This window comes from Type-D symbiont of Plautia stali (assembly GCF_001485335.1).
Classification (GTDB): Bacteria; Pseudomonadota; Gammaproteobacteria; order Enterobacterales; family Enterobacteriaceae; genus Pantoea; species Pantoea vagans_C.
The window spans coordinates 57,004-69,759 of sequence record NZ_BBOC01000001.1 but is presented as its reverse complement, the minus strand read 5'-3'; the positions used below and the strand labels follow the sequence as shown (position 1 = coordinate 69,759).

The following is a 12,756-nucleotide window of genomic DNA, read 5'->3' as shown; positions in this document are numbered from 1 at the left end:
ACTCAGGAATGGCAGACTGGCGTCAATTCATCAGATAGCCCGCCGATACCCGGACGGACGCTTACGAGGTTGTATGCTATGAGACTGACATCCAAAGGACGTTATGCCGTAACCGCTATGCTGGACGTTGCACTGCACTCCAATGAGGGCCCGGTGCCACTGGCAGATATTTCTGAGCGTCAGGGCATTTCGCTCTCCTATCTGGAGCAGTTATTCTCGCGTCTACGTAAGCACGGCCTGGTAGCCAGTGTTCGTGGCCCAGGCGGCGGTTATCTGTTAGGTAAAGATGCGGGCGCTATCGCCGTGGGTGCAGTGATTACCGCGGTTGACGAATCCGTTGATGCGACCAAATGCCAGGGCAAAGAAGGTTGCCAGGGCGGCGAACGTTGCCTGACCCACGTTCTGTGGCGTGATCTGAGCGAGCGCATCAGCGAATTCCTCAACAACATCACCTTGGCAGAACTGGTCAACAACCAAGAGATCCTGGACGTAGCAGACCGTCAGAATATGACTGATAACCGTCGCTTCCAGCAGCACCGCATGCAAGAAACCATCAACGTTAATCTGCGCGCTTAATTCTCTCCCAGTTCTAACCCGTCATGCTTGGTCTTCAGCCAAAGCATGACGGGTTCATTCCCTCAAACGTTTTCGTCGCCCACTCTTAAACTCTCAATTTCAACGCTATAGTTCTCGATCCCGACCCTAAATGATTTACGTTGCAAGAAGGCGGCAAGTGAACGAATCCCCAGGAGCTTACATCAGTAAGTGACTGGGGTGAGAGCGCGCAGCCAACGCACTTGTGGCGTAAAGCATGACGGCATTCATTCCCTCAACGTTTTCGTCGCCCACTCTTAAACTCTCAATTCCCAACGCTATAGTTCTCGATCCCGACCCTAAATGATTTACGTTGCAAGAAGGCGGCAAGTGAACGAATCCCCAGGAGCTTACATCAGTAAGTGACTGGGGTGAGAGCGCGCAGCCAACGCACTTGTGGCGTAAAGCATGACGGGTCGATTCATGCTATAAAGGCGTATGATTTAATATACGGAGTTCTAGCGCAATGAAATTACCGATCTACCTGGATTACGCAGCGACCACGCCTGCGGATCCGCGTGTCGCCACCAAAATGATGCAGTTCCTCACTTTGGATGGCACCTTCGGTAACCCCGCTTCCCGTTCTCACCGTTTTGGCTGGCAGGCTGAAGAAGCCGTTGATGTGGCACGCAATCAGATTGCTGAGCTGGTTAACGCCGATCCGCGTGAAATCGTTTTTACCTCTGGCGCTACTGAAGCTGATAACCTTGCGATTAAAGGTGCGGCGCAGTTCCATCAGGCGCGCGGCAAGCACATCATTACCAGCCAGACAGAGCACAAAGCCGTGCTGGATAGCTGTCAACAGCTGGAACGTGAAGGTTTTGACGTCACCTGGCTTCAGCCGGGTAGTGACGGCATTGTCACGCCTGCGATGCTGGAAGCCGCGCTGCGTGACGATACCGTGCTGGTTTCACTGATGCATGTGAACAATGAAACGGGAGTAATTCAGGACATCGCGGCCTTTGGCGCATTGTGCCGGGCGCGAGACATTCTGTTCCATGTTGACGCCACCCAAAGTGTGGGCAAGCTGCCGATTGACGTCAGTACACTGCCGGTCGATCTGATGTCGTTCTCCGCGCATAAAATTTATGGTCCAAAAGGCATTGGTGCGCTGTGGGTGCGTCGCAAGCCTAAATTGCAGATTGATGCGCAGATGCACGGCGGTGGACACGAGCGAGGGATGCGTTCAGGGACGTTACCGGTGCATCAAATCGTGGGGATGGGCGAGGCGTACCGCATTGCGCGTGAGGAGATGGACAGTGAAATGGCGCGTCTTGCGACATTGCGTCAGCGTCTCTGGCACGGTGTGAGTCAGTTAGATAATGTTAAGGTTAACGGCTCGCTGGAGCAGGGCGCGCCGAATATTCTGAACCTCAGTTTTGCCCACGTTGATGGCGAATCGCTGATTATGGCGTTGAAAGACTTGGCGCTCTCATCCGGTTCCGCCTGTACCTCTGCCAGCCTCGAACCCTCTTATGTGCTACGCGCCATGGGCGTTGAACAGGAGCTGGCTCACAGTTCACTGCGCTTCTCTCTGGGCCGTTTCACCACAGAGGAAGAGATTGATTATGCTATTGAACTGGTTAAAAAAGCGGTCAGTCGTTTGCAGACGTTAACCCCTGCAACGTCCCGCTAATTCATGCACCCCTTGCGCCGGTTCTGGCGCAAGGTGACACCTAACGCAACGGAGCCACGCGATGACAACACAACCGATGACAATTACGCTCAACTCCCAGGCCGCCGATGCGCGCTGGGGGGAAAAAGCGTTGCTGAGCAGTACTGAAAGTGGCATGACCGTACACCTGACTGGCGCGGATGCGCTGATGAGCATCCAGCGCGCGGGGCGTAAGCTGGACGGTCAAGGTATCCGCCATGTTGCACTGAGCGGTGAAGGCTGGGATTTAGAGAAGTGCTGGGCATTTTGGCAAGGCTTTCGCAGCCCTAAAGGCCAGCGCCAGGTTGAGTGGCCAGAACTGAATGAAAACGATCAGGCAGAATTCGATCGCCGCCTGAAGATCATTGATTGGGTTCGCAACACCATCAACCTGCCAGCGGAAGATCTGAGCCCAGAGCAACTGGCACACGGTGCTATTGATCTGATCACAGAAGTGGGCGCAGATGCTGTCAGCTATCGCATCACCAAAGGCGAAGATCTGCGCGAGCAAGGTTATGCCGGTATTCACACCGTTGGCCGCGGTTCAACGCGCCCACCGGTATTGTTGGCGCTGGACTTTAACCCGACTGGGGATGAGAATGCGCCAGTTTATGCCTGCCTGGTCGGTAAAGGCATCACCTTCGATACCGGTGGCTACAGCCTGAAGCAGAGCGCCTTTATGGATTCGATGAAATCCGATATGGGCGGGGCTGCAACCCTGACTGGCGCGCTGGCGCTGGCGATTTCACGCGGCCTGACTAAACGCGTGAAGCTGTATCTGTGCTGTGCAGACAACATGGTGAGCGGTAACGCGTTCCGTCTTGGCGACATCATCCGTTATCGCAACGGTAAAACCGTTGAAGTGATGAATACCGATGCCGAAGGCCGCCTGGTATTGGCTGACGGCTTGATTGACGCCAGCGAGCAGAATCCTGAGCTGTTGATTGATGCCGCCACCCTGACTGGTGCAGCGAAAACCGCGCTGGGTAACGATTATCACGCGCTGTTTACCTTTGACGACGTGTTGGCTGAATCACTGATGGGGAGCGCAACCGGTGAAAACGAAGCTTTCTGGCGTTTACCGTTGGCCGAGTTCCATCGTAGCCATCTGCCATCGAACTTCGCCGATCTGAATAACATCGCCAGCCCGGCACATGCCGCCGGTGCCAGCAGTGCGGCCGCTTTCCTCTCGTATTTCGTTAGCAAATATCAGCAGGGCTGGCTGCACATTGACTGTTCTGCGACCTATCGCAAAAGTGCTGTCGATCAGTGGTCCGCTGGCGCAACCGGCCTTGGCGTGCGTACCGTCGCCAATCTGTTATTGAAATAAAGCCGCTGCGCATCACGCGCTGCTGCAGGGCCGCCATTTATGGCGGCCAAAAAGCGCTTAAGTCACAGACTTCTGCCTGAGCTTGCCGTTTTTGGAACTGGATAAATGAGTAATCGTCTTGAAGAGGTGCTGAAGCTGGCCGCTACTGAGCCCGCGCACCGTCCGGAATTTTTTCAACTGCTACTGGAATCTGACGTCTGGGTACCGGGTGAAAGTCCTGCTGAACAATTTGATGCCACCTCACCGGTGGAATTGCTGCACTGGGAAAAAGAGGGCGGTGGTAGCGTGATCCCGTTCTTCACTTCTGAAGAGGCGATGGGTGAGGCGATCAAAGAGGAGCAGCCATACTTGCGTTTACCGGCGCGAACCCTGTTCGAGATGACGTTGGGGGAGAGTTTGTTCCTCAATCCGAAGTTGCCAGCGGGCAAAGAGTTTTCTCCGGGCGAGATTGCGCATCTTATCGGTGAAGAGGGCAGTGCACTTAGCCAGCAAACCGTTCTGGAAGGTGGCCATGCGCTGTTATTGTCGGAAGTCGCTGAGCCACCGGCGCAGATGATTGATTCGCTCACGCAGCTGTTTGCCAAGTACAAGCAGGTGCGTCGTGCTTATATTGCCAGCATCCGCGAAAGCGCCACGGAAGAACCGAACCTGCTGATTGGCATTGAAGCGGACAGCAATATTGATGAGATTATCCAGGCCGCAGGCAGTGTCGCTACCGATACGCTGGCAGACGATGCCCCCATCGATATCTGCGAAGTGGTGAGCGATGAGAAGGGCGTGAGCCATTTCTTTACTGCTCACATCACACCGTTCTACGAGCGCCGCTGGGGCAGCTTCCTGCGTGATTTCAAAGGCAGCCAGCGCATTATTTAAGGTTTATGGTAGGGTCGCCATTGATGGCGACCTGGTTTATTTCTCGATCGGTAAATCGTCGCGGCTGCCCCATTCTCCCCAGGAGCCGTCATACAGCGTCACATCTCGCACACCCAAAGCGGTCAATGCCAGAATCACCACTACCGCCGTCACGCCAGAACCACAACTGGCGACAATCGGCTGATCCAGCTTGATTCCTGCTTTCTCGAACAGATCGCGCAGCTCAGCAGCGGGCTTAAGCGCACCGTTCACCACCAGATTATTCCACGGCATGTTCAGGCTGTTGGGAATGTGTCCGCGCAGTAAGCCGGGACGGGGCTCATCCACTTCAGCGTTAAAACGGTTAGCGGCGCGGGCATCAACGATCTGTGCGCCACCTTCATGGCTGATCAGCAGCACATCCGTCAGGCGCTTCACCTGCGCGCTGTCATAGTTGGCTTCAAACTCGCCTTCCGGCAAGCTGACTGGCCCCGTCGCAACGTCAAACCCGGCCGCTTTCCAACCCTGTAATCCTCCCGCCAGTATGGAGACGTTCACGCAACCAAAGGCGCGCAGCATCCACCAGGCGCGTGGCGCAGAAAACAGGTTGCCCTCATCGTAGATCACCAGATGTTTATCCTGGTTGACGCCCAGTTCGCGCATCGCGACTGCAAAAGCTTCGGGGCGCGGCATCATATGTGGATAAGCGCTGGTGTGATCGGATAAAGCTTCGATATTGAAGTAAGGCGCATCCGGCAAATGTCCAGCCAGATATTCTGCCTCGATATCGCGCACCGCTTCCTGACCAGGCGGCAACATGCGCGCATCCAAAACCTGCAACGTTTCCTCGGTGTAATGCTCTTTTAACCAATCGGCAGATACAAACAGGGGAGCTGTCATCGCAACAACCTCTTCTTAATCATCGGAAAGCAGAAAGGCCCAGTGTCCGGGAATGTGAACGCTATCTCAAGGGTATCATTGCTAAAGTGAGTAGGTTGATGTGAAATTGCGCAGCAAACACTTTTTAACCTTTTGGGGCTGGTGAGGGACTTACCATGACAAGACGTGTTAATCGACTGCTGCTCAGTGTGCTGATCGGCGGATCACTTTTGGGCAGCACATTGCTGCCTGCACAAGCGGCGGATACGCCTGCGGTGCAAAAGGCGGCAAAAACACTCGCGGTTATCGACCTTTCAGAACTGCAACTGGATGGCGCGGCGGCACTGGTGTTGACCTTCAACACCGCGCTCGACAGCAAGCAGGATATCAATGCGCTTATCCACCTCAGCGATGAGAAAAGCGGTAAAGTTGATGGCGGCTGGGAGCTGGCGCAAAATGGCAAAACCTTGCGCTTCCGCCATCCTGAGCCGTCGCGCAAATTGACGGTCACCGTTGATGCTGGCCTCAAAGCCGCCGATGGCAGCAGCTTATCCAGCCCTTTTAACCAGACACTCACCACGCGTGACATCCAGCCGATGGTCGGTTTCTCCAGCCGGGGTTCATTACTGCCGCTGCGCCTGACGCAGGGTTTACCGGTGCTGGCGCTGAATGTGAATAACATTGATGTCGACTTCTTCCGGGTAAAAAGTGCCGCGCTGGCCGATTTTCTCGCCCAGTGGAATTACGGCAACAATCTTTCGTACTGGGAATCCCGCGACCTGCTGAAAAATGCTGATTTAATCTACAGCGGTCGTTTTGACCTCAATCCAGCACGTAACACCCGTGAAAAAATGCAGCTGCCGCTGGGTGACGTTGATGCACTCAAACAACCCGGTGTGTATCTGGCGGTGATGAAGCAGGCGGGCACTTATAACTACACGCAACCCGCGACCCTGTTCACCCTCAGCGACATTGGCTTATCGCTGCACAGCTTCCCGGATCAACTGGAACTCTTTACGCAAAGTCTGGCGAGTGGCGCGCCGCTGGATGACGTCAATGTGCAACTGCTGGATGAAAAAGGCCAGCAGCTGGCAAGTGGCAGCAGTGACAGTCAGGGCCATCTTCGTTTACCCGCCAATGCCAAAGGTAAGCTGCTGCTGGCGACGCTAAAAGGACAAACCTCGCTAATCGATCTTAATCGCCCCGCCTTGGATCTGGCAGAATTCCCGATCGACGGCCCACAAGGTTACGACAAACAGTTTTTTATTTTTGGTCCGCGCGATCTCTATCGCCCCGGCGAAACTGTCATTGTGAACGCCTTACTGCGTGATGCGGATGGCAAGCCGCTGCCACCGCAACCGGTGAAAGCTGAGGTGGTGCAGCCGAATGGTGAAGTCACACAAACCTTTGTGTGGCAGCCGGAAAACGGTATCTATCAGCAGCGTTTTGCGTTACCTGCTTCGGCCATGACCGGAGAGTGGACGCTGCGTATTAACAGCGGGGATAACCAGCCGCGAAACTGGTCATTCCATGTGGAAGATTTTCTGCCAGAGCGGATGGCGTTGGCGCTGAGCAACAGTGAACAGCCGCTGGCACCGGATGCGACAGTGACTTTTGCGGTTGAAGGGCGTTATCTCTATGGCGCGCCTGCGGCAGGCAATGAACTGCAGGGGCAACTGTTCCTGCGCCCGGCGCGTGAAGCGGTGACGGCACTCCCTGGCTACCAGTTTGGTGACATTACCGAAGAGCTAAAGCGCAGCCTGGACGATGTCGACGAGAAGCTGGATGAAAGCGGCAAACTGCAGCTCAACGTGGAGAGCAACTGGGCGGAGAGTCACTCACCTTTGAATTTGATTTTGCAAGCCAGCCTGCTGGAAACCGGTGGCCGTCCGGTGACGCGCCGCGCAACTCAAGCCATCTGGCCTGCGCCTGCACTGCCGGGTATTCGCCCGCTGTTTAACAGCGAATCAGTCTACGATTATCGCACCGATCGTTATCGTGATGAACCGACGGTGCCTGAAAACAGTCTGGCGGAATTCGATGTGGTTTATGCCAACCCTCAGGGGGAGAAACTGGCCGCACAGGATCTGGATGTGCGCCTGATTCATGAGCGTCGTGACTATTTCTGGAGCTTCTCCGACAGCGAGGGCTGGCAGTCGCGTTACGATCAAAAAGATCTGCAGGAAGATGACCAACACATCACTATCGCGGCGGGTGGCAGCCAGAAAGTGAGCTTCCCGGTGGAGTGGGGCACCTATCGGCTGGAAGTGCATGCGGGTGACAAGATTATCAGCAGTGTGCGCTTCAATGCCGGTTACTGGTGGCAGGACAATACCGACGGCACGGGTGCGCTGCGTCCCGATCAGGTCAAACTGAAAATCGATAAAAGCGCCTATCAGCCGGGTGACACTGCGCACGTGCAGGTCGAATCACCTGCGGCCGCTAAAGGTTATCTGATGGTGGAGTCAAGCAGCGGCACACTGTGGTGGCAACCGCTGGATGTGCTTGCAGGTGGCGCGACCATTGATGTTCCTGTCAGTGAAAGCTGGCAGCGTCACGATCTTTATCTCAGCGCTATCGTCGTGCGAGACGGCGATAAAGCCAGTGGCACCACACCCAAACGGGCGGTGGGTCTGCTGCATTTGCCAATGGCCACGGAAGCACGTCGCCTTAACCTGGTGTTGGATGCGCCGGATAAAGTCCGCCCTGAGCAGACGATAAAAGTGAAGGTCAAAGCCGCCCGTGAAGGTGGCGAGTTACCCAAGCAGGTTCAGGTTTTGCTGTCTGCGGTGGACAGTGGCGTGTTGAACATCACGGATTACAAAACGCCGAATCCGTGGCAGGCGTTCTTTGGTCGCAAGCGCTACAACGCCGATCAATACGATGTTTATGGTCAACTGATTGAAGGCGGCGGCAAGCTGGCCGCGCTGCGTTTTGGCGGTGATGGTGACGATGCTGATGCGCTGTCACGTGGCGGCAAGAAACCTGTGACGGACGTGCAAATTATCGCGCAGCAGCTGCAACCCGTCACGCTGGACGCTAATGGTGAAGGCACACTTGAACTGCCTGTTCCCGCCTTTAATGGTGAGTTACGCCTGATGGCGCAGGTGTGGAGTGACGACAGCTTTGGCTCGGCGGATCGTAAATTGGTGGTGGCTGCACCCCTGATCAGCGAGTTGGCGACGCCGCGCTTTATGGCCAGCGGTGACCAATCGACGCTGGCGCTGGATCTCACCAACCTCACCGATCAGCCTCAAACATTGAAGGTTGATGTGACGGCGAAGGGGTTGATTGCGTTGACCGGTAATGTGCCCTCTTCGGTGCAGCTGGCGAAAGGGGCGCGCACCACCTTGCAGATTCCAGTGAAAGCGCAGGGAGCCTTTGGCGAAGGCGCGGTGCAGGTCAAGGTTTCGGGCATGAGCCTGCCAGGGGAAACTTTGGCGCCGAGTGAGCATCAATGGACCATCGGCGTGCGCCCGGCCTATCCAGCACAAACCCTGAATTTCGATAATGTGATGCAAACCGGCCAGAGTTGGCAGGTTGTCGCCAGCGCGTTTAATGGCCTGCAAAAAGACACCTTGACCGGGCAATTGTCACTTAGCAATCGACCACCGTTGAATATCGCCAGCTTCATCAGCCAACTTTATGCTTATCCTTACGGCTGCCTGGAGCAGACGGCCAGCGGGATTTGGCCGTCGGTATTCACTAACAAGGCGCAACTGGATGCCTTAGGTATCAAAACCAGCACAGACGAGGCGCGCCGCGCGTCGATTGCTACCGGTATTGCGCGTCTTGCTGGCATGCAACGTGGCAACGGCAGCTTTGGCCTGTGGAGCAAAGAGAGCGCTGAAGAGTTCTGGCTGACCGCTTACGTCACCGACTTCCTGTTGCGCGCCAGTGAGGCGGGGTACAGCGTGCCAGAAGGCGTCATCAGCCGTGCAGATGAGCGTCTGCTGCGCTACTTGCAGGACCCGTCACAGATTGAAACCAGCTGGAGCAGCGATGCCGATGGCCTGCGTTTCAGTGTGCAAGCCTATGCCGGCTTGGTATTGGCACGCCAGCAACAGGCACCACTCGGGGCACTGCGTGCCTTGTATGACAAGCGTGAACAGGCAAAATCGGGTCTGGCACTGGTGCAACTCGGCGTGGCGTTGAAACTGATGGGCGATCAACAGCGCGCGCAGCTGGCATTGGCGCAAGGAATCGGATTGGAGCGTAAACCGAATAGCTGGCTGGGAGACTATGGTAGCCCGGTGCGCGATCGTGCACTGATACTCTCGCTGTTAACGGAAAATCAGCTGTTGCCAGATATGCAGGGGCCATTACTGATTGACCTGGCAAAAGCGGTGCATGGCCAGCGCTGGTTCTCCACCCAGGAAAATAACGCCCTGTTCCTTGCTGCGCGCACCTTACAGCAGCACAAAGGTGAGCAGTGGCAAGCCTCGCTACAAGGAAGAAGCGAACCGTTGAGCAGCAATCAGGCAATCAACATGGGGATCGACGAAGCGCAGCTGCGACAAGGGCTGTCGGTGAAAAGCGACAATGCGTCACCACTGTACGGCACGCTGAATGTGGTGGGTTATCCGCGTACGGCACCGTCGCCAATGAGCAACGTCCTCAGCATTACCCGTGAATACTTCACACTGGAAGGGAAACCGGCCGATCTCACTAATCTGAAGAGTGGTGAACTGCTGGTGGTCCGACTGAAGGTGGCGGCCAGCGAACGTGTCAGTGATGCTTTGGTGGTGGATCTGTTGCCCGCGGGGCTTGAGCTGGAAAACCAGAATCTCAGCGACAGCAGCGCCAGTCTTGGCGACAGTGCTGATGCGCTGAAAGAGAGCATGATGGATATGCAGCAGGCCAACATCAAACACATTGAGTTCCGCGACGATCGTTTTGTCGCGGCGCTGGCGCTGGATGGCTACACGCCAGGCACGTTGCTGTATCTGGCGCGGGCCGTGACGCCGGGTAGCTATCTTCTGCCGCCGCCGCAGGTGGAATCCATGTATGTGCCAGAGTGGCGCGCGATTGGCAGCACGCCAGAAAAACTCAATGTGCGCTAAGCATTGATGAACAAGGTAAAGCGACTAAAGCGGTGGCGCTGGCTGCCGCTTTTTTTACTGCTGCTGTTAGCGGGCTTGTGGTTGCTGGATCAGCTCGATCCGCTGCCGCTGCGAGAGGTGCAGCCCGCGCGTGTCGTGGTGGCCGAAGATGGCACACCGCTGTGGCGTTTTGCGGACCAACACGGGGTCTGGCGTTATCCCGTCACGCTGGAAGAGGTCTCGCCTGATTATATCCAGGCACTCCTGACCTACGAAGATCGCTGGTTCTGGCACCATCCGGGCATCAACCCGATGGCGGTTGTGCGTGCCATCGGACAAAACGTGCTGCATCACAGCATTGTCTCGGGCGGCAGTACACTCACAATGCAAGTCGCGCGGCTGATCGATCCGCAACCGCGTACGCTGCGTGGCAAAGTGGTTCAGGCGTGGCGCGCACTGCAACTGGAGTGGCACCTGTCGAAGCGCGACATTCTGACGCTGTATCTCAATCGCGCCCCTTTTGGCGGTACCGTTGAAGGTGTCGGAGCGGCAAGCTGGATGTGGCTGGGTAAGCCACCGTCACAACTCACTAAAGGTGAGGCGGCGTTACTCGCGGTGCTGCCGCAGGCGCCGAGCCGTCTGCGCCCAGACCGCTGGCCGCAACGTGCGGAAGCCGCCCGCAACAAAGTCCTGGATCGTCTCGCTGAGTATCGGGTGTGGTCGGCGCAAGATGTCGCTGATATCAAACAGGAGTCCGTCTGGCTGCCGCCGCGTCAGACGCCGCAAATGGCCCCGTTACTGGCGCGTCGTCTGCTGTCACTCTCACCCGACAATAAAATTACCTCCACGATTGATGTGTCGCTACAGCGTGAGTTGGAGAGTCTGGCCACTTCGCTTAAAACTCAGTTGCCACCGCGCACCTCGCTAGCACTGCTGGTGGTCGATCACAGCAATATGAAGGTGCGTGGCTATGTGGGTTCGGTGTCTTTCAATGACGACAGCCGCTTTGGCCATGTCGATATGATCGCCAGCGTGCGCTCGCCCGGTTCGGTGCTAAAGCCTTTTGTCTATGGTATGGCGCTGGATGAAGGGCTGATCCACGGTGAATCGCTGTTACAGGATGTGCCGCGCCGCTTTGGCGATTATCGTCCGGGCAATTTTGATGCCGGTTTTCATGGCCCGGTCAGTGCCAGTGAAGCGCTGGAACGTTCGCTGAATCTGCCCGCGGTGCAGTTACTGGACACGCTCGGCCCGAAAACGGTGGCGGCGCGCTTACGCAATGTGGGCTTGAACCTGCGATTCCCGGCTGGAGCCGAGCCCAACCTGTCATTGATCCTGGGCGGCACGGGCGCAAGGCTGGATGATATTGTCGCGGCCTACAGCGCCTTTGCCCGCCAGGGTAATGCGGCGCAACTGCGCTGGTTACCTGACCAGCCTCTGCTGGAACGGCCCTTGCTCTCACCCGGAGCAGCCTGGATTATTCGGCGCATACTGGCAGGTGAAGCGTTACCCTCTGGCGCGGTGCCGGATATCGCACCACTGGCATGGAAAACCGGCACCAGCTATGGCTATCGGGATGCCTGGACCATTGGCATCACGCCACGTTATCTGATTGGTGTATGGGTCGGCAGACCTGACGCCACGCCCGTCGCCGGGCAGTTTGGTTTTGCCTCGGCTGTGCCGGTAATGAATCAGGTCAACAATCTGCTGGCGGGGCACATGTCGGTGCGCGGTGCACCGCGTGACCCGCGCCCGGACTCGGTCAGCGCCATGAGCATTTGCTGGCCAGGAGGTCAGCCTTTACCGACGGGTGACGACAACTGCCGCCAGCGTCGCCAAAGTTGGGTGCTGAATCAAACGGTGCCGCCCACGCTATTGGCACCCGGTCAGGAGAGCGTTAACGGTTTACGCCAGCGGTACTGGCTGAATAGCCAAGGCTTACGTGTGGCGGCAGACTGCCCGGGTGCGCAAAGCCATGAGCGGCTGATGTGGCCCTTACCGCTTGAGCCCTGGCTACCCTTAGCAGAGCGCCGCGAACAGCGTTTACCGCCGATTGACCCGCGCTGCCCGCCGTTAAACCAAGGCAATGCGCCACCAATGGTGATCACCGGCGTCATTAACGGCCAGCGCGTGCAGCCGCTGCCGGGCAAAGTGGTATTGATGTTACAGGTGGCGGTGCAGGGCGGAAAAGGGGAGCAGCGCTGGTGGTTTTTGAATGGACAACCCGTTGAGCAGGAAGCGGAGAAAAACAGTGCCGCACTGGTGTTGAGTGAGCCGGGCCCGTATCAACTGGTGGTGATGGATGAAGCGGGGCAACTGGCATCCGTCTCATTTATTCGCGGCTGAATCCACGCTATGCCAGATTTTGCGCGTGTCCGCCCCGACAAAAATCAATTATTTTCGAT

7 protein-coding genes are annotated in these 12,756 nt (G+C 56.6%); 6 read left to right on the top strand and 1 reads right to left on the bottom strand.

The genetic code is table 11. The features are described 5' to 3' along the window. The first annotated feature begins 78 nt into the window (after positions 1-78). The 4 genes from iscR (at position 79) to sseB (ending at position 4,451) form a co-directional block, all read left to right on the top strand. Complete coding sequence (gene iscR, locus PSSD_RS00290; protein ID WP_038645393.1) at positions 79-576, top strand: Fe-S cluster assembly transcriptional regulator IscR; 498 nt, start codon at positions 79-81, stop codon at positions 574-576. A 484-nt stretch (positions 577-1,060) separates the two neighbouring features. Then, positions 1,061-2,230 (top strand): IscS subfamily cysteine desulfurase, encoded by a 1,170-nt coding sequence (locus PSSD_RS00285; RefSeq protein WP_058968032.1) that lies wholly within the window; start codon positions 1,061-1,063, stop codon positions 2,228-2,230. A 61-nt stretch (positions 2,231-2,291) separates the two neighbouring features. After that, entirely contained in the window at positions 2,292-3,578 is a 1,287-nt protein-coding gene (pepB, locus tag PSSD_RS00280; protein ID WP_058968031.1) for an aminopeptidase PepB, read from the top strand. A 105-nt stretch (positions 3,579-3,683) separates the two neighbouring features. Next, entirely contained in the window at positions 3,684-4,451 is a 768-nt protein-coding gene (gene sseB / locus PSSD_RS00275; RefSeq protein WP_039329860.1) for an enhanced serine sensitivity protein SseB, read from the top strand. Between the two features lie 36 nt (positions 4,452-4,487). Here the strand turns inward: sseB and sseA are convergent, their stop codons facing one another. After that, entirely contained in the window at positions 4,488-5,330 is an 843-nt protein-coding gene (sseA, locus tag PSSD_RS00270) for a 3-mercaptopyruvate sulfurtransferase (RefSeq protein WP_058968030.1), read from the bottom strand. 155 nt (positions 5,331-5,485) lie between these two features. Between sseA and PSSD_RS00265 the strand changes: the two genes are divergently transcribed. Continuing rightward, the gene (locus tag PSSD_RS00265; protein WP_058968029.1) at positions 5,486-10,372 is read left to right on the top strand and encodes an alpha-2-macroglobulin family protein; all 4,887 of its coding nucleotides are present in this window, start codon (positions 5,486-5,488) and stop codon (positions 10,370-10,372) included. A gap of 6 nt (positions 10,373-10,378) precedes the next feature. Further along, positions 10,379-12,697, top strand: a complete 2,319-nt coding sequence (gene pbpC, locus PSSD_RS00260) for a peptidoglycan glycosyltransferase PbpC (RefSeq protein WP_058968028.1) — start codon at positions 10,379-10,381, stop codon at positions 12,695-12,697. The last annotated feature ends 59 nt before the right edge of the window (positions 12,698-12,756 follow it).

Excerpts from the sequence above, each read along its gene's own strand:
- iscR (WP_038645393.1), top strand. The coding sequence starts at position 79 with ATGAGACTGACATCCAAAGGACGTTATGCCGTAACCGCTATGCTGGAC.
- PSSD_RS00285 (WP_058968032.1), top strand. The coding sequence starts at position 1,061 with ATGAAATTACCGATCTACCTGGATTACGCAGCGACCACGCCTGCGGAT.
- pepB (WP_058968031.1), top strand. The coding sequence starts at position 2,292 with ATGACAACACAACCGATGACAATTACGCTCAACTCCCAGGCCGCCGAT.
- sseB (WP_039329860.1), top strand. The coding sequence starts at position 3,684 with ATGAGTAATCGTCTTGAAGAGGTGCTGAAGCTGGCCGCTACTGAGCCC.
- sseA (WP_058968030.1), bottom strand. The coding sequence starts at position 5,330 with ATGACAGCTCCCCTGTTTGTATCTGCCGATTGGTTAAAAGAGCATTAC.
- PSSD_RS00265 (WP_058968029.1), top strand. The coding sequence starts at position 5,486 with ATGACAAGACGTGTTAATCGACTGCTGCTCAGTGTGCTGATCGGCGGA.
- pbpC (WP_058968028.1), top strand. The coding sequence starts at position 10,379 with ATGAACAAGGTAAAGCGACTAAAGCGGTGGCGCTGGCTGCCGCTTTTT.